Origin of the sequence: Myxococcus sp. MISCRS1 (assembly GCF_026626605.1) — a bacterium.
Classification (GTDB): domain Bacteria; phylum Myxococcota; class Myxococcia; order Myxococcales; family Myxococcaceae; genus Myxococcus; species Myxococcus fulvus.
The window spans coordinates 3,561,485-3,584,621 of sequence record NZ_JAPNKB010000001.1 but is presented as its reverse complement, the minus strand read 5'-3'; the positions used below and the strand labels follow the sequence as shown (position 1 = coordinate 3,584,621).

The window sequence follows — 23,137 nt, the reverse complement described above, 5'->3', positions numbered from 1 at the left end:
CGCTCCCCGGGCGCTCACCCACCCCTCACTGACACGAGAACGTGTACGAGCCGGGCGTGCTCCAGGTGCCGTCCGCGTTGATGTTGCGCACGGTGTAGCCGCTGAACGGATAGGGCGAGTTCCAGCAGTCGCTGGCGCGCACGTCGTTGCGCACGGCGGCGGACAAATCCCAGTTGCCCCGGCGGCGCAGCTTCTCGTACGCGGCCACGCGGTCGATGGCCTGCAGCCACGTGGCGTCCGCCGCCAGCACGTCGCGGCGCTTCTCCAGGAAGCGCTGCAGCCACGACGACTCCGTGATTCCGTTGTAGCCCACCGCCGGCGCCACCTGGGCCGTGTTGCCCAGCGCGTTGTTCGCCGCGCGCACCAGGCTCTTCACCCCCGACTCGCCGTGGTTGATGTACGCGTCATACAGCGCCATCTTCGACAGCGCGCTCGTGGCGCCCCACTTGTTCGCCTCCGCCATGGCCGGCGTGTAATAGAACTGGTCGCTGACCTGGTCCTGGCACGCCTTGAAGTCCGCGCGCGTGGTGGTGTTGTTGTAGCTGGCGGCCCAGTCCGCCCGCCAGTTGCCGATGACATCCAGCTCCGACGTGGATGGCTGCGATTGCCCCGTGGACAGGAAGCGGTTGTTGATGGTCGTCAGCCCCGGCATGTACTTGGCCATCACGTTGCCATTGGCCGCGCTGCGCCGCGCGTTGTAGCACTGGATGACCTGGATGGCGTCGCCCGTGCCCGTGCAGAACCCCGCGCGCCCGCTGGTGTACCCGCGCCCGTCCTGGATGTTCTCCGAATACGCATACGCGAGCACCGGCGTGTCGTTCTCCCAGATGCTCGTGAGCCCCTCCGACACCTTCTTCTGGTTCTCCGTCAGCCCACCTCCCGGAGGAGGCGGCGTGCTCCCGCAGCTCGGGTCGCTGATGACGATGTTGCTCGCCGTCCACGACGTGTTCGAGTTCGTCGAGTAGTAGAACGTGTAGGACGCGTTCACCCCCACCGTCAGCCCCGAGGTGCGCGAGTACGTGCACGTGCTCCCGCTCTGCGTGTGCGTCCAGCCCGGCTCGTCGTGGTCGCACGTCACGCCGCTGGGAACCCCGAACGCAATCGTCGGGCTCGTCATCGCCGCCGCGCCCGTGTTCTTGAAGACGATGGTGCCCCACCAGTCCGCGCCCACGTACGTGTTCGTCGTAATCACATACGCGCAGGCCGCGAGCCCCTGCTCCCCACGGGCCTCCTCCACCGGCCCACCTCCCACCTCCGCCCCACCACACCCCACCAGGGCCCCCGCCCACAGCAGGGCTCCGCACTTCATCCACAGTGAATCATTCCGATGACGACCCATGGGCGCTCTCCTTTGCGCGGTGTCTTCCTTCAGCTACCTCCGAAAGAGCGGAAAGTCAGTCAAAACCGGCTCGACGCCCGCTTGCCTGCCCTGCGAACGGACCGGCCTCCGTTCGAACGCGAACCGGCGTGCTTAGGTTTGCGCCAGACACATCAGTGCGACCCGAGGAGGAAGAGATGTCTTTGGAAACGATTCTAGTGTGGGCGGTCATCGGCCTCATCGCCGGGTGGTTGGCGTCGGCCGTGGTCGGCGGGGGCTACGGGCTCATCGGCGACATCGTCGTGGGTGTGGTGGGAGCGTTCCTGGGCGGCTTCATCTTCCGTGCACTGGGAGCGGGCACGCCCTTCGGCGGCCTGGCCGGGACCATCTTCGTGGCCTTCATCGGAGCGGTGGTGCTGCTGCTCATCCTGAGAGCCATCCACTCGACACGCGTCCGACGCACATGAGTGGGCGGCTTCAGGTGCCGCGCCAGCCCTCGAGGGCGGTGACGACGGCGGCGAGCACCATGAGGCCTCCCACGGCCTGAGCCACGCGCGCGCTGGCGGAGGGACGTGACTCCAGCCAGCCGCGCGCGCGGTCCGCGACCAGGGTGATGGCGCCGTACACCGCGCCCTGGGTCAGCGCGATGATGGCCCCCAGGACCAGGGCCTGCAGCCACAGCGGCCCATACTCCTTCCGCAGGAACTGGGGGAAGACGGCGAGCATGAAGACGTAGGCCTTCGGGTTGAGCAGGTTGGTGAGCGCTCCCCGGCGGAACGTGGCCAGGGCGGAGCGCTGGCCGGCCTGCGAGGACGGGGAGAAGGTGGACGGGCTTCGCACCAGCGCCACCCCCATCCACGCCACGTAGAGCGCCCCCACCCAGAGCAGCACGTTGAACGCGGCGGGCACCACCGCGAGCAGCACCGCCACCCCCGTCGCCCCCACCGCCACATGACACACGCCGCCGCAGATGATGCCGCCCACCGCGGCCAGCCCCGAGCGGCGTCCTCCCACCAGGGAGCTGGCCAGGACGAAGGCCATGTCCAGCCCGGGGAGGATGACGATTCCGGACACGAGCACGAAGAACAGCCAGAGGTGGGACGTCTGCGTCATGGGGGCGCCCTCCAGGGGAGCGGGGAGGGCGGCACCGTACGGAGCATGTAGGGCGGAATCGGCCCTGATTCGAGCGCCCCTGGCGTTAGGTTCCCGACCTATGTCCCGGCCCACCACGCGCGTGCTCACCGTGCTCGAGTTGCTGCAGACCCATGGGCGGATGAGCGGCTCGGAGCTGGCGCGGCGGCTGGAGGTGGACCGGCGCACCGTGCGCCGCTACATCCTGAAGCTGGAGGAGCTGGGCATCCCCATCACCGCCGAGCGCGGCAGGGACGGCGCCTACATGCTGGTGGCGGGCTTCAAGCTGCCGCCGATGATGTTCACCGAGGACGAGGTGCTGGCGCTGTCGGTGGGGCTGCTCGCCTCGCGCGGGCTGGGCCTGGCGCAGGCGGCCCCCGCGGTGGAGAGTGCCCAGGCGAAGCTGGAGCGGGTGATGCCCGCGACGCTGAAGCGGCGCGTGCGCTCCGTGGACGAGTCGGTGACGCTCGACATCTCCCGCGCCCGCGAGATGGCGGACAACACCGCGCTCGTCTCCCTGAGCTCCGCGGCCCAGCTGCGCAAGCGCGTGCGCCTGGGCTACCGGGGAGCGCGCGAGGAGGACACCGAGCGCGACTTCGACCCGTATGGCCTCGTCTGGCGCGGCGGGCGCTGGTACGCGGTGGGCGTCTGTCACCTGCGCGAGGATTTACGCACCTTCCGGTTGGACCGGGTGCGCGCGGTGCTCCCGCTCGACGTCCACTTCACGCGGCCGGACGGCTTCGACGCGCTGGCGCACGTGGAGGCCGCGGTGGCGTCGCTGCCGCGCGCGTTCGCGGTGGAGGTGCTGCTCGACACGGACCTGGGAAGGGCGCGCCAGCACCTCTTCGCCACACTGGGGGTGCTGGAGGCGGTGCCCGGCGGCGTGCGGCTGTCGGGGCAGACGGATGACCTGGACTGGTTCGCGCGGGAGCTGGCGCGGCTGCCCTTCGCGTTCCACATCCAGCGCCCCGACGGGCTGCGCACAGCGCTGGAGGCGCGCGCCCAGAAGCTGCTGGCCCTGGCGCGAGGTGGTGGCTAGCGGGCTTCCTGACGCTGACGACGCCGGAACTCGGCCACCTTGGCCTTGTTGCCGCAGCCGGACATGGAGCACCAGCGCCGCAAGCCCGAGCGCGAGGTATCCACGAAGAGCAGGCCACAGTCGCGCTGCTCACACGTGCGCACGCGCTCCGCCAGCTCGCCGCCGAGCAGCTCCGCGCCGTCGCGCGCCACCGTCACCAACAGCCCCCGGATGTCCGCGCCCGCCCAGAACAGCCCGCGAGGCCCCAACTGGGGCGCGGGCGGCGGCTCCGCGGCCCAGCGGTTGAGGATGGAGCGGTCCCTCGCGGAGAAGTTCTCCCCGCGCGCGAGGGCCAGGGCCAGCCGGTGGAGCGCCTCGCGCAGCTCGCGCGCCTGGGCCAGCTCCTCCGCCGTGGGCTCCTGCACCTGCGCCGCCAGTCCCGCGGCGATGAGCCACCGGCCCAGGTCCTTCGGCGTCTGGAGCAGTTCCTGGGGCGTGTCCTTCAGCCGCCCCGCCAGCGTCGCCGGCAGGTCCAGCGACACGCGCCCCGCCCGGAACGCGAAGCCGTCCCTTCGCTCTCCCTTGGAAATCGGCGGGGAGGGGGGAGCAGCGCGTTGCCTGGCGACCATGGAGAGACCTCGAGGAGGGGGGAACCGCAATGGCAAACTACCTGGAATGCGCGCCAACGCACGCGTGAAGTTGGTAACCCTTCAATGGGGTTTCATTCCGATGCATGCATGGTTTTCACCCCGTGTCTGGCTTCGGGGCCAGGCGCGCGCGGGTCACTAGAGGAGATGCGTGAGGGCGCATGCACGCATCGTCCTGGTGCGGGCGCGCGCCGTCACCCCGTCGTCATCGGCTCCAGAGGAAGTCGACGAGCACGAAGTAGTGCGTGGAGGCGGCGGCGATGACCATGAGGTGGAAGACCTCGTGGTAGCCGAAGACGGCGGGGCTGGGGTCCGGCCACCGGCGCGCGTAGACGACGGCGCCCACCGCGTAGAGCAGCCCGCCCAGGAGGAGCCAGGTCGCGCGCGTCGTGCCCACCACCGAGGGCAGCCGCAGCATCACCGGGGCGGAGAGCGCGCCCAGGATGACGTAGAGCACCGAGCGCACGCCCCGCGTGCCGGAGATGCCGAAGAGCGACAGGCCCGCGCCCGTGAGCGCGCAGCCCCACATCACCCAGAGCAGGTGCCGCGTCCACGCGTCGGGTGCGTCCAGCGTGGCCAGCGGCGTGAAGGTCCCCGCGATGAGCAGGTAGATGGCGGCGTGGTCCATCCGCCGCAGGCGCTGGTACGCGGCCGGGCCCCAGGTGGGCACGTGGTAGGTGGCGCTGGTCCCGAACATCAGCACCAGCGACAGGCCGAAGACGCAGTCGGCGAAGTGCTGCAGGCCCTTGGCCGGCGCGAGCGCGAGCGCGATGAAGCCGCCCAACGCCGCGAGGAACGCGAGCGCGTGCGACACGCCTCGCAGCCGGGGCTTCACCTCCGCGACCACGGCGCGGAGCTCGGGAGGGACGATGGACGCCATGCCCCCTGTCCTAGTCACGCCCGGTCACCGGCGCGTCAGCGCCCCGGACATCCCGTCCACCCGTGGACGGCGGCCCCGCCCCGAGCGTCGACTGCTCCGCACTCGAAGGGCCCCGCGACGTCCAGGAGCCCACGCAAGTGTCCATGGCTCCGACGCGAAGCGTTGCCCGTGCGCGCGGGCGGTCCGCGAGCGCTCGCCCGTCCGTCTGGGTTTGGGCCTCCGGTTTGAGAGGAATTGGCCGCGCCCCGCTGGGCTGACAGCGCTTCCCAGGGAGTCTGTTCTCCCTCGGGAGAGGCGGGCTTTTCAATGTTTCATCCGGGTCGATGTCCACCCATTTGAAGCCTTGAGAGGTTTTGGGCATACCCTGATGTGTCGAATCCGTTTCGGGCCGTCCAACGCCAACTCCCTCGTCCACGGCCCGGGCCTCATCGCCCATGAATCAGTCGCAACCGCAGGTCATCGAAATCAACCTCGAGCGTCTCGAGCGCATCCGGGACGTGCTGGCGATGATTTCGCTCGGGGAGTTCAACCCGGACGAGCATCTCATCGCGGTGGAGAACCATGACGTGTTCTCCTCGTTCGAGGACACCATCAACCTCTTCGCCCGTCAGCTCCACGCGTCCGTGCAGGAGAGCGAGCAGTCGATGCTCAAGCTCGACGCGGCCCGGCGCGAGCTGGAGGAGAAGCTCTCCACCATCGAGAAGCAGCGGCTGGCCATCCGCGACTTGTCCACGCCCATCATCGAGCTGTGGGAGGACGTGCTCACGCTGCCCATCGTCGGCGTGGTGGACACGCAGCGCTCGCTGGAGATGACCGAGCGGCTGCTGCACCGCATCTCCCAGGGCAAGGCCCGCTGCGCCATCATCGACATCACGGGCGTGGAGGTGGTGGACACGTCCACCGCGAACCACTTCGTGAAGATGGTGAACGCCGCCCGCCTGCTCGGCACCTACTGCGTGGTGACGGGCATCAGCCCGGTCATCGCCCAGACGCTGACGCAGATTGGCGTCGACCTGCGGGACGTGAAGACGCTCGGCAGCCTGCGTGACGGGCTGAAGGAGTGCTTCCTGTACCTGCGCAACCACACCGCCCACCGCGCCCTCGACGCGGGCGGCCGGTAGCCCTCCGAACCCTCTTTCCGGAACCCAGACTCACATGTCCCAAGTCACCCACGAGCCCGGCATCACCGTCACGGGCGCGAGCGTGGCCTCCATCGTGGAGGCCATCCAGTCGTTCACCGTCCTCGTCAACGCCCTGCTGGACGTGATGAAGGTCCCCGCGCGCGGGGCGGGCGCCGAGCGCGCCATCGACGTGACGGCCTGGTACCCGCTGGAGGACTACCTCCAGGCGTACCGGAAGATCGACTCCCTGCTGGGCGGGCGCGGCCTGGAGAAGGTCGGCTCGATGATTCCCAAGAACGCCGTGTTCCCCTCGGACATCACCGACATCCACAAGGGGCTCGCCTCCATCGACATCGCCTTCCACATGAACCACCGGAAGAACGGCCGGTCCATGTTCAATCCCCTCACGGGGGAGATGGCGGACGGCATCGGCCACTACTCGTACAGCGCGGTGCCCGGGAAGAACGAGGGCCACGTGGTGTGTGGCAATCCCTATCCGTGCCGGTTCGACCAGGGCCTCATCAAGGGCATGGCCCAGCGCTTCATGCCCCACGCCGTCGTCGCGCATGACCCGGACCAGGGCTGCCGTCAGAAGGGCGGCGCCTCCTGCACCTTCATCGTGACCTGGTAGCGGAAGGACACCTCCGCCGCGCCCCCGTCGGGAACGAGGGCGCGGCGGCTTGCAGGCAGGAGGTGGTTCCTAGTTCGGGCCGCGCAGGGGCAGCAGCGCCCGCACGCGCGCGTCCCTGAGGAACAGACCGCCCCAGGCGATGACGCCCAGCAGCACGGGGATGAGGAACGAGTCCCCCTGCCGCACGTGCGTCACCGTGGCGCCGCCCAGGTAGCCCGTGACGAGGATGGCCCCCAGCACCGCCGTGCGCGGCACCGCGTAGAGCAGCGCCGAGAGCAGCTCCGCGATGCCGATGGGCACGAGCACCGACGCCGGGAAGCCCGACTTGGCGAAGCCCTCCACCACCTCCGGGGGCTGCCGCAGCTTCATGGCCGCGCTGGCGACCAGCGCCAGCACGACGAGGCCGGAGAAGACCCGGCCCGTCCAGAGGGCCCAGGGTTTGGAGGCGGGGACGGCGGTGGCGGCGGCGGTCGTCATGGGGGACGGCTCCTGATGGGAGTGGGTTCCGAAAGGTTCGTCGGTTACAACCCGTAACCGGCGCTCGTGTAACGGGGGCCCGTTTCGTCCGCAAGAAGGCACATCCATGTCACCACCTCCCGCCAAGCCGCCCCGCTCGAAGAATCCCCACGGCGCCACCGAGTCCTGTCTGGCCGTGCGCGACGTCCTCACGCGCGTGGGCGACAAGTGGAGCGTGCTCGTCGTGGGCAGCCTGGGAGACGGGCCGCTGCGCTTCAGTGACTTGAAGCGCGGCATCGAGGGCATCTCCCAGCGCATGCTGACGCTCACCCTCAGGGGGCTGGAGCGGGACGGGCTGGTGACGCGCACCCAGTACCCCACGGTGCCGCCCCGCGTGGAGTACGCGCTCACGCCCCTGGGGCACACGCTCTTGGACCCCGTCCAGGAGCTGGCGAAGTGGGCGCTGCAGAGCCGCGCCGCCATCCAGACGGCCCGGGGCCGCTACGACAAGAAGCCCAAGCCGCCTCCCGCCTCGGGGCCCACGCGCGGGTAGGGCTGCGTCAGTCGAACATGGCCCGGAGCGCGTCGCCCAGGGTCTCCACGCCCACCACGCGCAGCTTCGTGGCCTCCATGCGCCGGGCGCTGCCCGCGGGCATCACCACCCGCTTGAAGCCCATCTTCGCCGCCTCGATGAGCCGGGGCTCCACCTGGCCCACCGCGCGCACCTCACCCGCCAGGCCCACCTCGCCCAGCACCAGCGTGTGCGGGTCCAGCGGCCGGTTCTGCAGGCTGCTCACCAGCGCCGCGCAGACAGCCAGGTCGCACGCGGGCTCGTTGAGCTGCATGCCGCCCGCGACGTTGACGAACAAGTCACACCCGACGAGGGGAATCTCCTCCTTCTTCTCCAGCACGGCGGCGAGCAGGGCCACGCGGTTGCTGTCCACGCCGATGGCGGTGCGCCGCGCGGTGCCGTAGCCGGTGGGGGCCACCAAGGCCTGCACCTCCACCAGGAGGGGGCGGGTGCCGTTGAGCGTGCTGGTGACGACGCTGCCGGACTTGCCCGCGGGGCGCTCCGACAGGAAGAGGGCGGACGGGTCCGAGACCTCCACCAAGCCCGCGCCCTTCATCTCGAAGACGCCAATCTCGTTGGTGGAGCCGAAGCGGTTCTTGTGCGCGCGCAGGATTCGGAACGGGTGGCCGCGCTCGCCCTCGAAGTAGAGCACGGTGTCCACCATGTGCTCGAGCACGCGGGGGCCCGCGATGGAGCCCTCCTTCGTCACGTGGCCCACGATGAAGGTGGGCACCCCCGTGCGCTTGGCGTAGGCCATCAGCCGCCCGGCCACCTCGCGCACCTGGGTGATGCTGCCCGGCGCGTTGCCCAACTCCGGCAGGTACATGGTCTGGATGGAGTCCACCACCAGCGCGCGCGGCTGGAGCGACTCGGCGGCGGCCAGCACCCGCTCCGCGTCCGTCTCCGCGAACAGGTGGATGGAGTCGCCCTCCACGCGCAGCCGCTCGGCGCGCATCTTCGTCTGGCGCAGGCTCTCCTCGCCGGAGACGTAGAGCACCGCGCCCTGGCGCGCGAGCCGGTCCAGGGCCGCGAGCAGCAGCGTGGACTTGCCGATGCCCGGGTCGCCGCCCAACAGGACGACGGAGCCCGCCACCACGCCGCCGCCCAGCACCCGGTCGAACTCGGCGATGCCGGTGCGCTGGCGCACCTCCGCGTCCCCGCTGACGTCCTTGAGCAGCATGGGCTTCGCCGCGCCGCCCGAGGCGCCCCAGGCCGGGCGCTTCTCGTCCTGCTTCGCCCCGGCTTCCTCCAGGAGCGAGCTCCATGCGCCACAGTCCGGGCACTTCCCCAGCCACTTCGCCGTCTGGTACCCGCACGCCTGGCAGGTGTAGTGCGTCTTCGCCTTCGCCATGGGTCGGGTGTGTATCGCACTACCCTGACGTCGCCACGGGCGGACGAGCAGGCACGTCTGGAGAGCAGGCAGGCTTGGTGTCAAGACCCATGCCGTCGAGTTGTACGTTGGGGAGGGGCGACCCAGCTTCATTCCCACGGGCGGCGCGATGGGCGCTGACCCTCGCACAAGCCGGGTGGGCGCCACACCGTGCGCCCCCTTCACCACTCACTGTGAGGTCGTGTCATGGGGATCATCGCTTTCCTGGTCATCGGTCTTCTCGCCGGTCTTCTCGCTCGGGCCCTGATGCCCGGCAACCAGTCCATGGGTCTGGTGGCCACGACGCTGCTGGGTATCGTCGGCTCCTTCGTGGGTGGCTTCATCGGCTCGCTGTTCCGCAGCGACGGCCGCGTCTTCGACCTGCACCCGTCCGGTCTGCTGTTCTCCGTCCTGGGCGCGCTCCTGGTCCTGTTCCTGGTGGGACTCGCCGGCCGGCGCCGCGTCCACGTCTGACGCCAGCCCGCATGACATGAAGGGTGGAAGGCCGGCGCTCCAGGGTTCTCCTCGGGCGCCGGTCGTCCGTTCGGGGGTGGGAGGGCAGTCGTCAACCTGTTCTCGCTGAGTGGTTGACAAGTCTCCGCCGCCCGCGCACGTTCGCGCTCCTCTTGCCGTCTGTCGAGGAGCCCATGTCCGACGTCGCCACCGAGTCCTTCCACGGCCATGCCCACCACGCCGAGCCCGCTCCCGAGGGAGTGGCGGTGCGGCACGACTGGACGCTGGCCGAGGTGAAGGCCGTCTACGCGCTGCCGCTGTTGGACCTGGTCCACCGGGCGCAGACCGTGCACCGCGCGGTGTTCCAGGACAACAAGGTGCAGCTGTGCTCGCTGTTGTCCATCAAGACGGGCGGGTGCTCGGAGGACTGCGCGTACTGCCCGCAGGCGGCGCGCTACAAGACGGGCGTCAAGGCGGAGAAGCTGATGGCGGTGCCGGACGTGCTGGCCGCTGCCCAGAAGGCGCGCTCCGCGGGGGCCACGCGCTTCTGCATGGGCGCCGCGTGGCGCGAGGTGAAGGACGGCCCGCAGTTCGACAGCGTGCTGGAGATGGTGCGGGGCGTGCGCGAGCTGGGGATGGAGGCGTGCGCCACGCTCGGCATGCTGACGGACAGCCAGGCCAAGCGCCTGAAGGACGCGGGGCTGTCCGCGTACAACCACAACCTGGACACGTCCGCCGAGCACTACGGGGACATCATCTCCACGCGCCTGTATGAAGATCGGCTGCGCACGCTGGGGCGGGTGCGGGACGCGGGCATCTCCGTGTGCTGCGGCGGCATCATCGGCCTGGGCGAGTCGGTGGATGATCGCTGCAACCTGCTGCGCACGCTGGCCAATCAGGATCACCACCCGGAGTCGGTGCCCATCAACGCGCTGGTGGCGGTGGAGGGCACGCCGCTGGCGGAGCAGCCCCGGGTGGAGACGGTGGACATGGTGCGCACCATCGCCACCGCGCGCATCCTGATGCCCCAGTCGATGGTGCGGCTGTCGGCGGGCCGTCAGCAGATGAACGAGGAGGCGCAGCTGCTCTGCATGATGGCGGGCGCGAACTCGCTGTTCTTCGGCGAGAAGCTCTTGACCACGGGCAACCCCGAGTACACCCAGGACATGGCGCTCCTGGAGAAGGCTGGCATCCGTCCGCTGGAGCCGCGGCAGGACCGGTAGGACGGTGGGCCGTGAGTGATTCGACGCGCGACGTGGCCTCGGAGTGGGCGCGCGAGGATGTGTCGGCGCTGCAGGCGCGGGGGCTTCGGCGCGGGCTGGAGCCCCTGGACTCGGCGCAGGGGCCGGTGGTGACGGTGGGGGGCGAGACGCTCGTCAACTTCTCGTCCAATGACTACCTGGGGCTCGCGGCGTCCTCGGCGGTGAGGGCGGCGGCGATTGCCGCGGTGGAGCGGTACGGCGTCGGCACGGGCGCGAGCCGGCTGGTGGTGGGCGACACCCTGGCGCATCACCGGCTGGAGGCGCGGCTCGCGGCGTTCGAGCGGGCGGAGGCGGTGCTGCTGTTCAACAGCGGCTACGCGGCGAACACGGGCATCCTCCCCGCGCTGGTGGGGCCGGGGGACGCGGTGTTCTCGGACGCGCTGAACCATGCGTCGCTGGTGGATGGGTGCAGGCTGTCGCGCGCGAAGGTCGTCGTGTATCCGCACGCGGACGTGGAGGCGCTCACGAGCGCGCTCGCGTCGACGACGGCGCGGCGCAAGCTGGTCGTCACGGACACGGTGTTCTCCATGGATGGGGACGTGGCGCCGCTGCGTGCAATCGTGGAGGCGTGTGAGGCGCATGGCGCCGCGCTGATGGTGGACGAGGCGCACGCGACGGGGGTGCTCGGCGCTCGGGGCGCGGGCCTGTGCGAGGAACTGGGGCTGGAGTCGCGGGTGGCGCTGCGCATGGGGACGTTGAGCAAGGCGCTGGGAGGGCAGGGGGCCTACGTGGCCACGTCGCGCGTGGTGGCGGACCTGCTCACGAGCCGGGCTCGGCCGTTCATCTTCTCCACGGCCTTGCCGGCGGCGCTGTGCGCGGCGGCGGAGGTGGCGGTGGACGCGGTGGAGAAGGACGTGGAGCTGCGCGAGCGGCTGTGGCGCAACATCCGCCGCTTCGCGGAGGGGCTGCGGGGCATGGGCCTGCGCGCGGAGGCTCGCAGCGCGGTGTTCCCGGTCATCCTGGGCGAGCCCGGGCGCGCGCTGGACGCGGCGCGGCGGCTGCGCGAGGCGGGGGTGCTGGTGAAGGCCATCCGGCCGCCGACGGTGCCCGAGGGGACGAGCCGGCTGCGGTTCTGCCTGTCGGCGGGCCATACGCTGGGGCACGTGGACCTCGCGCTCGAGGCGCTGCGGCACGTGGGCGTGCATGACCGTGGCACGTCGTGGTGAGGGCCTCGGGCCACGCCTCACGCGCGCGGCGCGCCCGCGAACCAGACGCCCTCGTCATTCGGTACGTCGCGCGAGCGTGCCTCGTCATGAGGCGGCCTTCGCGCGAAGGCCCGGGGATGATCCACGGAGACAACACCGCATGAGCCGACCATTCCAGATTTTCGTCACCGGCACGGACACGGGGGTGGGCAAGACGCAGGCCTCGCGCGCGCTCCTGTCCCTCCTCGCCGACGCGGGCCTGTCGCCCCAGGGCTTCAAGCCCTATGAGTCCGGCTGCGCCTCCCTGCGCGCCCCCGCCGACGCGCTCTCGCTGCGAGAGGCCGCCGGCAGCACGCTCCCGCTGGATGTCCTGTGTCCGCACCGCTTCCGCCTGCCCGTGGCCCCGGGCGTGGCCGCCGCGCGCCTGGGCCGCGAGCCGGACTGGAAGACCACCCTGTCGGCCTGGAGGCAGCTGAAGGGCGGCCCCGCCGTGGTGGAGGGCGCCGGGGGGCTCTTCGTCCCGCTCGACTCGCGCCACGACGTCATCGACCTCATCCAGACGCTGCGGCTGCCCGTGCTGCTGGTGGCGCGCGCGGGCCTGGGCACGCTCAACCACACCGCGCTGTCGCTCCAGGCGCTCGCCGCCCGGCGCATCCCCGTGCGCGCCGTGCTGCTCTCGCGGAGCACCTCCGCCCGTGACGTCTCCGAGCGCGACAACCGCGCGCGGCTGGAGGCGCGCCACGGTGTTCCGGTGCTCGGGCCGGTGCCGTTCGAGCCCGACGCGCGACGTCGGCACGCCGCGTTCCGGCGCGCCCTGCGCCCTCTGATGCCGTGAGCGCCGGGGCCGAGAATTCGGCCTCCCGCGCGTTCGGCCGGACGGACGGGTGCTACAGGTCGCGCAAGTTTTCGGGTGACGCGGCCGTGAAATGGACGGGCCGATTTTTCCGCGCGAGAAAGCCGTCACGAATGGCGGACATCATCGACCTCACGTTCCTCGCGGACGTCCGACGCTTCTTCCACAAGCTCATCGACCAGAGGGGGCTGTCCTACTTCCTCCAGAAGGACGGGGCTCGGCTGTTCCACATCGAGCCCACCAAGGTGGAGCTCGTCCTCCGTACCGCCCTGCGAGCCAGGGACCCGGAGCTTCCCAGGCCTCATGAGAAGGCCATCGAGCACTGCCGCAAGGAAGTGCGTCGCGAGCTCATCCGCCGCGTCGCCAACGCCATGCTGCAGACGGGGCTGTGAGCCGCTTCTCCCTCCGCTCGGACTTCTCCCGCACCCCGAATCCACTGGCGGAAGCGCTCGCCGGGCTCCGCGCCCAGGGCCTCCCCCCACTGGACCTCACGGTTTCAAACCCCACCCGCGTGGGGCTCCCGGCGCCCGACGCCGGAGTGCTCCACCCTCCCGGCGCCTTCGACTACGCGCCGGAAGCACTCGGCCTCCCCTCGGCTCGCGAGGCGGTGGCCGGGTACCTCCGCTCCCGGGGCACCGCCGTCTCCCCGGAGCACCTGGTGCTCAGCGCGAGCACCAGCGAGTCCTACGGCTGGCTCTTCAAGCTCCTGTGCGAGCCGGGTGACGACGTCCTCGTCCCCGCGCCCTGCTACCCCCTCTTCGAGCACCTGGCGCGTCTGGAGGCCGTCCAGACGCGCTCCTACCGCCTTCCGCTCGCGCACGGCTTCGGCCTGGACGCGGGCGAGGTGGAGGCGGCCCTCGGCCCGCGCACCCGCGCCGTGCTCATCATCAACCCCGGCAACCCCACCGGCCACTTCCTGCATGAGGGCGAGCTCTCCGCGCTCGCCGACGTCTGCGCGCGCCACCAACTGGCCCTCATCAGCGACGAGGTGTTCGCCGATTACGCCTGGGCCCCGGCGCCCGGCCGCGTGACGACGGTGGCCGGCCGCGCGCTGCCCATGCCCACCTTCAGCTTGTCCGGCCTGTCCAAGGTGGCGGGCCTGCCCGGCCTGAAGCTCGGGTGGATGCACGTGGGTGGACCCGACGCCGCGCGCGACGAGGCCCTGGCCCGCCTGGAGTGGGTGGCCGACACGTACCTGTCCGTGGCCACGCCCGTGCAACTCGCGCTGCCCCGACTGCTCGCCCATGTGCCCGTGTTCCAGGCGGCGCTGCTCGAGCGCGTGCGCGCCAACCGCGAGCACCTCCTGCGGGCCCGCCCCCCGGGCGCGACGTGGGACGTGCTGCCCGCGCACGGCGGCTGGAGCGCGGTGCTGCGCATTCCGAGGGAGCCGGGCGAGGAGGCCACGTGCCTCGCGCTGCTGGAGGCGGGGGTGCTCGTCCAGCCAGGCTACTTCTACGACTTCGGCGGGGGCGCGTTCCTGGTGCTCTCGCTACTCACCCTGCCCGAGGACTTCCTCGCCGCCCTGGCGCCGCTGACGCGGGTGCTCGGGGCGACGGGGTAGCGCGCTCCCTCGGATGAGGGGGCGTTCCTTCAGCCCAGGCTTCTTCAGTCCACGGCCGGAGCGATGAACTCCACCGTCCATCGTCGCCCTGACCCGGGTGCTCGGGGCGACGGGGTCGCACGCTCCCTCGGCTGCGGGAGCGCTCCTTCCACGCACCGGCGCTTTCAGTCCGCGGCCGGAGCGATGAGTTCCACCGTCCGTCGCCGCCCTGACGCGGGTGCTCGGGGCGGCGGGGTAGAGCGCTCCCCCGACCGAGGGAGCGCTCCTTCAACCCGGGCTTCTTCAGTCCGCGGCCGGAGCGATGAGCTCCACCGTCTGGAAGGCGCCGTCGACAATCTGGAACAGCTCGTACTCGGACGGCGCCTCGCCCGTGGCATCGAAGTCCAGCGGGCCGCTGGCGCCCTGCACGTTGATGAACTTGCCCGCGCTGATTTCGCCGCGCGCCTCGGTGAAGCGGCTGAAGCCCAGCGCGTAGGTGGTGGCCGGGGTGGCCGGAGGCGGCGTCACCTTGGCCAGGCCCTGCGCGATGCGGTCGCCGGTGATGGGCTGCGGGTTGTTGACCTCCGCGCCCGCCGCGTACGCCGCGCCCAGCGCCACCAGGTACATGGAGTCGTACGCGTGCGCCGTGAAGGAGAACTGGCCCGGGTCCGTGCCGCTGTACGCCGTGCGGAAGCGCTCCTTGAACGTCGTGTAGACCGCGTCACCCGGGCGCGCCTGCGCGGGCGCCGTGCCATAGGCGCCCTCGACGATGTCCTTCGAGGTGCCCAGCGACGTGATGAGGTTCGAGTCCTTGCTCGCGTCCGTGAAGAAGTAGCGCTGGCTGGTACGGCCCTGGGCGGCGGCCTGGGTGATGATCTTCGCGTTGTCCTCGGAGAAGCCCATCATCACCGCGATGCTCGGCGCCGGGTTGGCCGCCAAGTGCGTCACGGCCGCGCTGACGTCGCCGTTGCGCGCGTAGAACGCGGAGGAGGGCGTCCGGCCGTTGCTCACCCGGCCGAGCACGGTGTCGAACAGGCCCTGACCGTAGGCGTCGTTCACGTAGACCAGGCTCACCGTGGTGGTGTCGGCGAAGGGGCGCTGGTCCCCGCTCACCGCGCGCACGTTGCTGACGAGGTCCGCGATGATGCGGCCCTGCAGCCGGTCCGACGGCGCCGTGCGCCACACCAGGCCCGCCTCACCGGACGCCGCCGTCTTGTCGCTCAGCGTGGCGATGTCGGGGCTGGTCGCCGTGTGCGTCATCAAGAGCACGTTGCGCGGAATGGTGATGGTGCTGATGGCGATGGTCTGCGCGCTGCCCGAGGAGAAGATGGCGGGCACGCCGCGCTCCGTCACCAGCCACTCGGCCTGCTCGCGGGCCCGGGCGGGCTCCGAGCGCGTGTCGCAGATGAGCAGGTTGAACCGCCGGCCGCCCACGCCCTCGCGCTGGTTGATCTCCTCCATCGCCAGCTTGAGCGCGTTGAGCGCCTGCCGCTCCGACACGTCCTCGCCGGTGGACGTCGTCAGGGGCAGCGCCGCGCCCAGGACAATCGGGTTGCCCGTGGTGGGGCCCACGATTTCGCCGCAGCCCTCCGGCTGGGGCAGGCAGAAGCCGCCCGAGGAGCAGACCTGGTTGGTGTCGCAGTCCGCGCTGGTCTCGCACTCGTCGAGCCCGCCCGCGGTGGTGAAGCTGCAGCCGGCCAGGAGCGCCGCGCAGCACGACATGAGTCGCAGGGTCTTCATCAGAAGCTGACCTCCAGACCCGCGCCGGTGCCACGAGGCGCCAGGGTCATCCGGACCTCGCCTTCCGCCGGGGGGCCGTCTTTCGGATACAGGATGATGGCGGTGATGGCGCCGGCCAGGCCCACGCCGAAGCCGATGTCCGCGAGCAGCGCCTTGGTCTTCGTGTTGTCCGCGAAGGTCTGCTTGGTGTCCTCGGTGCGCGCCGCGTCGAACTTCTCGCGCTCGTCGCGCGCCTGCAGGCCGAACAGCACGCCCGCGCCCACGCCCAGCACCGCCACGCCGCCCACCGCGTAGGCGGCGATCTTCTGGCGCTGGTAGGACTTGATGGCCCGGTCCAGCTCCGCCTGGCGCTGGCGCAGGTTCTCCTCCTCGGCGCGCTGCGCGGCGAGCTGCTCCTCCTCCGCGCGCTTCTTCGCCGCCTCCGCCTCGCCCTGCAGCTTCAGCCGCTCGGCCTCCGCGGTGGCCTGGGCCTGGTTCTCCTTGTCGAGCAAGAGCCGCAGCTTGTCGATGCTGCGCGCGCTGCGCTTGAGCAGCGCCGGGTCCGTGCCCTCGGTGTTGCCCACGTATTGCTGGTACCAGGAGAGCGCCTCGCGCAGATCCCCGGCGTTCTCCAGCGCCACGGCGATGTTGAAGATGAGCCGCGGGTTGGGCTGGGCCTCGTGGGCCTTCTTCAGCGCGTCCGCTGCCTCCTGGTACTTGCCGGCTTGATACAGCCGCTCGCCTTCCTTGATGAGGGCCGCTGGATTCTTGGCGCGCTGGGCGAACGCCACCGGGGGCGACAGCGCGAGGGCCGCCGACAATACGAAGACCAGTCTCATGATGAACACGAGACTAGCGCGCCTTCGGCCCCGGGGCGAAGAGGGTGACCTCACACCTCGTGAAACGAGGTCGGGGCCGCTTCCACCCCCAGACTGGGAGAGGGAGCGACCCCGACGGGTGCTTCAAGGCGCTACAGCCGACGGGCGCCTCAGTGCTCCAGACGCGAAATCAAGAGCTTGCGCTGGAGCATGAGCGCCTCCGGCGCCTTGGTGCCCAGCTGCTCGAAGAACACCTCCTGGCTCTTGAGCTCGGTCTTCCACTCGTCCTCCTTGATGGAGGTGGCCTCGGCGACGGCGTCCGCCGACATGTCCAGGCCCTTGAGGTTGAGGCCCTCGTCCTGACGGGGCACCCAGCCCAGCAGCGTCTCCTTGGTGGGGACGCGGCCGTGCACGCGGTTCACCACCCACTCCAGCACGCGCATGTTCTCGCCGAAGCCCGGCCACAGGAACTTGCCGTCCTTGTCCTGGCGGAACCAGTTCACCTGGAAGATCTTGGGCAGCTGCGGAATGGTCTTCTGCATGTCCAGCCAGTGCTGGAGGTAGTCGCCCATGTGGTAGCCGCAGAAGGGCAGCATGGCCATGGGGTCGCGGCGCACGACGCCGACCTTGCCGGTGGCCGCCGCCGTCGTCTCGCTGCCCATGGTGGCGCCCAGGAACACGCCGTGGGTCCAGTTGAAGGCCTGGAGCACCAGGGGGACGGTGCTGGAGCGACGGCCGCCGAAGATGAGCGCGGAGATGGGCACGCCCATCGGATCATTCGCCTTGGGGCTGAGCACCGGGTTGTTGGACATGGGCGCGGTGAAGCGGCTGTTCGGGTGCGCCGCCTTCTCCGTGCTGCCCTTCTTCCAGGGCCGGCCCTGCCAGTCGATGAGCTCCTCGGGGACCTCGCCGTCCTTGCCCTCCCACCACACGTCACCATCCGGCGTCAGCGCCACGTTGGTGAAGAGCGTGTCCTTGGAGATGGTCTCCATGGCGTTGGGGTTGGTCTTGTTGTTGGTGCCCGGGACGACGCCGAAGTAGCCGGCCTCCGGGTTGATGGCGTACAGCCGGCCGTCCGGGCCCGGGCGCATCCAGGCGATGTCGTCGCCCACCGTTTCGATCTTCCAGCCCTTGTACTCGGCGGGCGGAATCATCATCGCGAAGTTCGTCTTGCCGCACGCGGACGGGAAGGCGGCGGCGACGTAGGTCGTCTCGCCCTTGGGGCTCGTCACGCCGAGGATGAGCATGTGCTCGGCCAGCCACCCCTCCTCGCGGCCCAGGAAGCTGCCGATGCGCAGCGCGAGGCATTTCTTCCCCAGCAGCACGTTGCCGCCATATCCCGAGCCGAAGCTCCAGATGGTGTTGTCGTGCGGGAAGTGGCAGATGTAGCGGCGGTCCGGGTTGACGTCGCCCGTGCTGTGCAGGCCCCGGTTGAAGTCGTCGCTGTCGCCCAGCATGTCCAGCGCCTGCTGACCCATGCGCGCCATGATGCGCATGTTCAGCACCACGTAGATGCTGTCGGTCAGCTCCACGCCAATCTTGGTGAAGGGGCTGCCGATGGGGCCCATGGCGTAGGGCACCACGTACATGGTGCGGCCCTTCATGCTGCCGGTGAAGAGCTGGCCCAGCTTGTGGTACGCCTCGTCCGGCTCCATCCAGTTGTTGGTGGGGCCCGCCTCCGCCTTGTTCGGCGTGCAGATGAACGTGAGGTGCTCCACGCGCGCCACGTCGTTCGGGTTGGAGCGGTGCAGGTAGCAGCCGGGCCGCTTCTGCTGGTTCAGCGGGATGAGGATGCCCTCACTCACCGCCTGCTCCGTCATCCGCTTCTTCTCGGACTCGGAGCCATCGCACCAGACAATGCTGTCCGGCTGGGTCATCTTGGCCATCTCGGCCACCCAGGCCAGCAGCGTGGGGTTGTTCGTGGGGGCCTTGGAGCCCTCCGCCGCCACTTGCGTCGAAGCCATGGAAGTTTCCTTGTGTTCTCTCAAGATAGGGGCTCCCCGTCCTGGTGAAGTAGGGCACGGCCCCTACCAGCGGGAGAGACGACAAAACTTCTGGAAGGGGCGCCTAAAAGCAACTGGCGTCGGACGATGACCCGGTCCGCCCGGTTCCATCTCCTAATTCCTCTTATCAGCGCTCGGTCATCTAGTAGTTGACGACACGGTGCGGCAGGGGCTCGCCGTCCCGTCGGACAGGGCACAAGTTGGCGGCCCCCACCGGTTTTCCATGACCATCGCCATCGTCCTGGCCGTCGTTCTCATCGCGCTGGTTCTGTTCACCATCGATAGCATCCCCATCGAGGTCAGCTCGCTGGTGGTGGTGTGCCTGTTGGCGCTGACGGGGGTGTTGACGCCCCGGCAGGCCTTCGAGGGCTTCAGCAACGACACCGTCATCTTCATCTTCACGCTGCTGGCGATGACGCAGGGGCTGGCCTCCACGGGGGTGGTGCAGCTGGTGGGGCAGCGGCTGGCGTTCTTCGCGCGCTTCGGCCACCAGACGTTCGTCCTGGCGATGATGGTGGTGGTGGCGGTGTTCTCGTCCATCATCTCCAACACGGTGACGACGGCGGCCTTCCTGCCGGTGGCCATCGGCGCGGCGAACCGGGCCAAGGTGCCCAAGAGCAAGGTGCTCTTGCCCCTGGCGTACGCGTCGATGCTGGGCGGCATGGTGTTCCTCTACGGCACGTCCACCAACCTGGTGATGTCCGCGGCGCTCGAGCGCATGGGGATGCGGCCCATCGGCGTGGCGGAGCTGGCGCCGGTGGGCTTTCCGGTGGCCGTCATCGGCATCCTCGTCGTGGTGGTGCTGGGGCCGCTCCTGTTGCCCGCGAGGGAGGGCAAGGGGAGCTCGGAGGAGTGGACGCTGCGCGACTACCTGACGGAGGCGGTGCTGCCGAAGGGCTCGCGCTACCTGGGCAAGCCGCTGGCGGAGATCACCGAGGGGCTGGGCCTGCGCGTCATCGGCCTCCTGCGCGACGGGAAGGCGACGTCGGCCTCGCCCTCGCAGGTGCTCTTTGGCGACGAGCGGCTGCTGGTCGAGGGCTCGCGCGAGGACATCCTCCGGGTGAAGGACCTGCAGGGCATCGAAATCCGTCCGGACCTGCGGCACGCGGACGAGGCGCAGCTCGACGAGGACACGGCGCTGGTGGAGGCCGCGGTACCGCCGGGCAGCCCGCTGGTGGGGCGCAGCCTGAAGGAGGCGCTCTTCGTGGAGCGCTACGGCCTGGTGGCGCTGGCCCTGCACCGCCACCCGAGCCTCCAGCGCGTCACCAAGCTCCAGCTGTTGGGCCGCACCTTCGGCGAGCGGCGTCTGTCGCTGCTGCCCCTGGCGGTGGGGGACGTGCTGCTCTTGCGCGGACCCCGCGAGAAGGCGGCGGAGCTGGCGGACGGGCTGAGCCTGACGGTGCTGAGCGGCCACGAGTACCAGCCGCCGCGCTACGGCAAGGCGCTGCTCGCGGTGGTGCTGTTCCTGTGCGCGCTCGCGGCGGGCTCGCTGGACATCCTGCCGCTGTCGGTGGCGGGGCTCACCGGCATGCTGGCGATGATCGCCACCGGCTGCATGGACGCGCGCAAGGCGTTCCGGGTGGACTGGCGGGTGGTGCTGCTCATCGGTTCCATGATGGCGCTGGGGCTGGCCATGGAGGTGAGCGGGGCGGGGAAGTTCCTGGGCCAGCGGGTGGCGGAGCTGGGGGACTTCGGCGGGCCGCGCACGGTGCTGGTGGCGCTGATGCTTCTCACCATCGTCCTGTCCGCGCCCATGTCCAACCAGGCCGCGGCGCTGGTGGTGCTGCCGGTGGCCGTGAACGCGGCGGCGCAGCTGGGCGTGGACGTGCGCCCCTTCGCCATCGGCGTGACGCTGGCGGCCAGCTGCTCGTTCATCACGCCGCTGGAGCCCAGCTGCGTGATGGTCTACGGCCCCGGGCACTACCGCTTCACGGACTTCTTCCGGCTGGGCACGCCGCTCACCGGGCTGCTCGTGGTGGTGCTGGCGGTGGCGGTGCCGTGGGTGTGGCCCTTCTGAGGCGAGGGCGTCAGTGGATGGCCGCGCGCACGCCGATGTCCTCGAGCACCCGCGCCTCGTGGTCGAGCATCCACTCCATCCGCTCGCGCACGGGCGCGTCGGCGCCTCCGGACGCGGTGACGGCCAGCCGGAAGAACAGCGACTGGTGGCCGTCCTCGGACTGGGCCAGCTCGGCGTAGAAGCGCGCGAGCGCCGGGTCCGTCAGCCCCTCGGCGAGCAGGGACAGCCGCTCACAGGAGCGCGCCTCGATGATGGCGGCGACGAGCAGCCTGTCCGTGCGCCGCTCGGCGGCCGGGGTGCGCACCAGCTTCTGCAGGCCTTGGGCGTACGGGTCCCCGGAGTCCTTGGTGAGCGTGAGCCCCCGGGCCTCCATGAGGTCGAGCACGCGGGCCAGGTGCGCGCTCTCCTCGCGCGCCAGCCGGGCCATCTGCGCGGGCAGCCCCGGCAGGTCCGGGTAGGCCTGCAGGAGCGACAGCGCGTTGGCGGCGGCCTTCTTCTCGCAGTGGGCGTGGTCCACCAGCACGGCGTCGAAGTGCTCGAGCGCCAGCGGGAGCCAGCGCGGGTCCGTGGCCGAGTGGAGGATGACGGGGCCCTCTCCGGAGAGGGGGCGGCGGGAAGGCGTGGGACGGCTGCTCATGGAGGGCGCGGACTGTACGGCATCGCGCCCGGCCTGGGCGAGCTACTCCACCAGCACCAGCCGCCACGTGCGGCCGGCCAGGTAGCCGACCTTCCGGGCGATGCGGGCGGTGCTCTCGTCGCGCTCGTCGATGCGCATCGTCAGCCGGGGCAGCGAGGACAACAGGTGCCGGGAAATCTGTCCCAGGCACAGCGTGGCGTGGCCCTTCTGGCGCTCGGAGGGCAGGGTGTAGAGGCCCTCCAGCTCCGCGCCGTACTGGGAGCGGCTGCCGATGTCGACCTTGAGCACCAGCGCGTCGTTCTCCTCCAGCACGTAGGTGCGCTTCTGGCGCACGCGCTGGACGACGCGGGCCTCGTAGCCCCGGGGGTCCTCGGAGAGCGGGTCTCGCTCCATGGCCTCGCGCACGTAGCCCTGCGCCAGCGGCAGCAGGCGGGGCAGGTCCTCCTCGCGCGCGAGCCGCAGGAGCGGGTTGGTGAAGGGGCCCAGGTCATCCGCGGACACGCTGAACAGCCGCTGCGTGCGCGACAGCCGGGGCTTGCCGGGGGACAGGCTGCGCAGGAGCGCGTCCACCGAGGACTTGTCGCCCACCGCGGCCTTCAGGCGCAGCGAGGAGGCCAGCGCGTCCGCGATGACGCTCGTGGCGCTCGCGTCGCTGGCGCTGGGCACCACCAGGCCGCCTTCTCCGCCCACGAAGACGGCGGCCGTCAGCAGCTTGTTGTCGAAGCGGCCGTAGAAGGCGAAGGGGATGCGGCCCCGGGCGGCGATGCCGAACTCCTCCAGCAACCCCAAGAGGTAGAGGTTGTGGACCGGGTCCTTCGAGAGCAACGCCCGCAGGGCGTCCGCGTCCTGGGGGCCGAGCTGTTCGACGGAGACGGGCATTGAGGTGGGGTTGGGGGCTCGGGGACCTTACTCCAACGGTACGCGGAACTCGAAGGGGTACACCACCGTTGCCCGGCCCCCTCGGGACGGCGTCTTGAACCCGATGTCCAGCAGCGAGTCCACCACGCACGCCTGCACCATCGGGTCCGGGATGGTGCTCGCCAGCACCTCCCCCTTGTCCATCCGCCCCTCGCCCTCGCCGCGTGACTCCAGGTTGAAGCGCAGCTTCACGGCTTGTGGGCCCCGGTTTCGCTGTGCGGCATCCTGGAAACATTGCTGCACGAGCGGAGTCACCGCCTTGAGGGCGGCCTCGATGTCCTCGGGGCGGAAGTCACCGTGGATTTCCTCGAGGGTGAACTCGGTCTGGATGACGCGGCGTTTGTCGGGCTGCTCGGGGATGGGGACCTCGGACTGGGGCGAGGGGAAGGCGGGGGGCGGCACCACGGGCGGCGGGGTGAGGCGGGGCGGCGGCGTGGGGGCCGGCGGGGGCGCCTGGGCGATGGGCTCCTCGGGCGGTGGTGGCGGCGGGGAGGTGGGTTGGGTGAGCCAGTAGGCCAGGGCGGCCAGGAGCAGGAGGAGGCTCAGGCAGACCAGGGGCAGGGCGAGCCAGCGGGTGGTGGAGCTCTGGGACATGGCGCACTCGGGTGAAGCGGGCGCGCGAGGATATGC

The 23,137-nt window shown here is 70.6% G+C and carries 24 protein-coding genes; 12 read left to right on the top strand and 12 right to left on the bottom strand.

Annotation, left to right across the window (positions count from 1 at the left end):
- Positions 1-25: 25 nt before the first annotated feature.
- Entirely contained in the window at positions 26-1,339 is a 1,314-nt protein-coding gene (locus OWM54_RS13780; RefSeq protein WP_223746292.1) for a chitosanase, read from the bottom strand.
- A gap of 176 nt (positions 1,340-1,515) precedes the next feature.
- On the opposite strand from OWM54_RS13780, the gene OWM54_RS13775 reads away from it, so the two are divergent.
- The gene (locus tag OWM54_RS13775; RefSeq protein WP_046711358.1) at positions 1,516-1,785 is read left to right on the top strand and encodes a GlsB/YeaQ/YmgE family stress response membrane protein; all 270 of its coding nucleotides are present in this window, start codon (positions 1,516-1,518) and stop codon (positions 1,783-1,785) included.
- A 10-nt stretch (positions 1,786-1,795) separates the two neighbouring features.
- Here OWM54_RS13775 and OWM54_RS13770 read toward each other — a convergent pair whose 3' ends face one another.
- The gene (locus OWM54_RS13770) at positions 1,796-2,431 is read right to left on the bottom strand and encodes a LysE family translocator (RefSeq protein WP_267697802.1); all 636 of its coding nucleotides are present in this window, start codon (positions 2,429-2,431) and stop codon (positions 1,796-1,798) included.
- A 100-nt stretch (positions 2,432-2,531) separates the two neighbouring features.
- Between OWM54_RS13770 and OWM54_RS13765 the strand changes: the two genes are divergently transcribed.
- On the top strand, positions 2,532-3,488 hold the full coding sequence (locus tag OWM54_RS13765) for a helix-turn-helix transcriptional regulator (protein ID WP_267697801.1): 957 nt from the start codon (positions 2,532-2,534) through the stop codon (positions 3,486-3,488).
- Here OWM54_RS13765 and OWM54_RS13760 read toward each other — a convergent pair.
- Together OWM54_RS13760 and trhA are read right to left on the bottom strand one after the other, a co-directional pair.
- Positions 3,485-4,009, bottom strand: a complete 525-nt coding sequence (locus tag OWM54_RS13760; RefSeq protein ID WP_255510360.1) for a CGNR zinc finger domain-containing protein — start codon at positions 4,007-4,009, stop codon at positions 3,485-3,487. The two genes, OWM54_RS13765 and OWM54_RS13760, sit on opposite strands and share 4 nt — an antisense overlap.
- 310 nt (positions 4,010-4,319) lie before the next feature.
- Positions 4,320-4,994, bottom strand: a complete 675-nt coding sequence (gene trhA / locus OWM54_RS13755) for a PAQR family membrane homeostasis protein TrhA (protein ID WP_267697800.1) — start codon at positions 4,992-4,994, stop codon at positions 4,320-4,322.
- 434 nt (positions 4,995-5,428) lie between these two features.
- Here trhA and OWM54_RS13750 point away from each other — a divergent pair, with 434 nt between their 5' ends.
- Complete coding sequence (locus OWM54_RS13750) at positions 5,429-6,115, top strand: STAS domain-containing protein (RefSeq protein ID WP_141328814.1); 687 nt, start codon at positions 5,429-5,431, stop codon at positions 6,113-6,115.
- Between the two features lie 34 nt (positions 6,116-6,149).
- Complete coding sequence (locus OWM54_RS13745) at positions 6,150-6,746, top strand: hypothetical protein (RefSeq protein ID WP_267697799.1); 597 nt, start codon at positions 6,150-6,152, stop codon at positions 6,744-6,746.
- A gap of 69 nt (positions 6,747-6,815) precedes the next feature.
- Here OWM54_RS13745 and OWM54_RS13740 read toward each other — a convergent pair whose 3' ends face one another.
- A complete protein-coding gene (locus tag OWM54_RS13740; RefSeq protein ID WP_267697798.1) occupies positions 6,816-7,223 on the bottom strand; it encodes a DoxX family protein in 408 nt (135 codons plus the stop codon).
- A gap of 106 nt (positions 7,224-7,329) precedes the next feature.
- On the opposite strand from OWM54_RS13740, the gene OWM54_RS13735 reads away from it, so the two are divergent.
- Positions 7,330-7,755: a winged helix-turn-helix transcriptional regulator gene (locus OWM54_RS13735; RefSeq protein ID WP_267697797.1), complete on the top strand. Its 426-nt coding sequence runs from the start codon at positions 7,330-7,332 to the stop codon at positions 7,753-7,755.
- A gap of 7 nt (positions 7,756-7,762) precedes the next feature.
- On the opposite strand, the gene radA is transcribed toward OWM54_RS13735, so the two are convergent.
- Entirely contained in the window at positions 7,763-9,124 is a 1,362-nt protein-coding gene (radA, locus tag OWM54_RS13730) for a DNA repair protein RadA (RefSeq protein WP_223746299.1), read from the bottom strand.
- 225 nt (positions 9,125-9,349) lie between these two features.
- Between radA and OWM54_RS13725 the strand changes: the two genes are divergently transcribed.
- From OWM54_RS13725 to OWM54_RS13700, 6 genes are all read left to right on the top strand, one after another.
- On the top strand, positions 9,350-9,616 hold the full coding sequence (locus OWM54_RS13725; RefSeq protein WP_141328824.1) for a GlsB/YeaQ/YmgE family stress response membrane protein: 267 nt from the start codon (positions 9,350-9,352) through the stop codon (positions 9,614-9,616).
- A gap of 173 nt (positions 9,617-9,789) precedes the next feature.
- On the top strand, positions 9,790-10,818 hold the full coding sequence (bioB, locus tag OWM54_RS13720; RefSeq protein ID WP_267697796.1) for a biotin synthase BioB: 1,029 nt from the start codon (positions 9,790-9,792) through the stop codon (positions 10,816-10,818).
- Positions 10,819-10,850: 32 nt separating this feature from the next.
- Positions 10,851-12,023, top strand: a complete 1,173-nt coding sequence (gene bioF, locus OWM54_RS13715) for an 8-amino-7-oxononanoate synthase (RefSeq protein ID WP_420715377.1) — start codon at positions 10,851-10,853, stop codon at positions 12,021-12,023.
- Positions 12,024-12,162: 139 nt separating this feature from the next.
- Positions 12,163-12,837 (top strand): dethiobiotin synthase, encoded by a 675-nt coding sequence (gene bioD / locus OWM54_RS13710; protein ID WP_267697794.1) that lies wholly within the window; start codon positions 12,163-12,165, stop codon positions 12,835-12,837.
- A gap of 131 nt (positions 12,838-12,968) precedes the next feature.
- Positions 12,969-13,247 carry a hypothetical protein gene (locus OWM54_RS13705; protein ID WP_046711372.1) on the top strand — a complete coding sequence of 93 codons (279 nt, stop codon included), beginning with the start codon at positions 12,969-12,971 and terminating at the stop codon, positions 13,245-13,247.
- On the top strand, positions 13,244-14,416 hold the full coding sequence (locus OWM54_RS13700; protein WP_267697793.1) for a pyridoxal phosphate-dependent aminotransferase: 1,173 nt from the start codon (positions 13,244-13,246) through the stop codon (positions 14,414-14,416). Before OWM54_RS13705 ends, OWM54_RS13700 begins: the two co-directional genes overlap by 4 nt.
- 282 nt (positions 14,417-14,698) lie before the next feature.
- Here OWM54_RS13700 and OWM54_RS13695 read toward each other — a convergent pair whose 3' ends face one another.
- From OWM54_RS13695 to OWM54_RS13685, 3 genes are all read right to left on the bottom strand, one after another.
- The gene (locus tag OWM54_RS13695) at positions 14,699-16,135 is read right to left on the bottom strand and encodes an ABC transporter substrate-binding protein (RefSeq protein ID WP_267697792.1); all 1,437 of its coding nucleotides are present in this window, start codon (positions 16,133-16,135) and stop codon (positions 14,699-14,701) included.
- Positions 16,135-16,953, bottom strand: coding sequence for a tetratricopeptide repeat protein (locus OWM54_RS13690; protein WP_141328838.1), 819 nt, complete (start codon positions 16,951-16,953; stop codon positions 16,135-16,137). The genes OWM54_RS13695 and OWM54_RS13690 overlap by 1 nt, the downstream gene beginning before the upstream one ends.
- Positions 16,954-17,102: 149 nt before the next feature.
- On the bottom strand, positions 17,103-18,896 hold the full coding sequence (locus OWM54_RS13685; protein WP_267697791.1) for a phosphoenolpyruvate carboxykinase (GTP): 1,794 nt from the start codon (positions 18,894-18,896) through the stop codon (positions 17,103-17,105).
- A gap of 262 nt (positions 18,897-19,158) precedes the next feature.
- Between OWM54_RS13685 and OWM54_RS13680 the strand changes: the two genes are divergently transcribed.
- Positions 19,159-20,952 carry an SLC13 family permease gene (locus OWM54_RS13680; RefSeq protein WP_267697790.1) on the top strand — a complete coding sequence of 598 codons (1,794 nt, stop codon included), beginning with the start codon at positions 19,159-19,161 and terminating at the stop codon, positions 20,950-20,952.
- A 10-nt stretch (positions 20,953-20,962) separates the two neighbouring features.
- On the opposite strand, the gene OWM54_RS13675 is transcribed toward OWM54_RS13680, so the two are convergent.
- From OWM54_RS13675 to OWM54_RS13665, 3 genes are read right to left on the bottom strand one after another with little or no spacing between them, the layout of a single operon-like run.
- Positions 20,963-21,589, bottom strand: a complete 627-nt coding sequence (locus OWM54_RS13675; protein WP_267697789.1) for a tRNA-(ms[2]io[6]A)-hydroxylase — start codon at positions 21,587-21,589, stop codon at positions 20,963-20,965.
- A 42-nt stretch (positions 21,590-21,631) separates the two neighbouring features.
- The gene (locus OWM54_RS13670) at positions 21,632-22,468 is read right to left on the bottom strand and encodes a GNAT family N-acetyltransferase (RefSeq protein WP_223746309.1); all 837 of its coding nucleotides are present in this window, start codon (positions 22,466-22,468) and stop codon (positions 21,632-21,634) included.
- A 27-nt stretch (positions 22,469-22,495) separates the two neighbouring features.
- Positions 22,496-23,101 (bottom strand): AgmX/PglI C-terminal domain-containing protein, encoded by a 606-nt coding sequence (locus tag OWM54_RS13665; protein ID WP_074949665.1) that lies wholly within the window; start codon positions 23,099-23,101, stop codon positions 22,496-22,498.
- Positions 23,102-23,137: the final 36 nt, after the last annotated feature.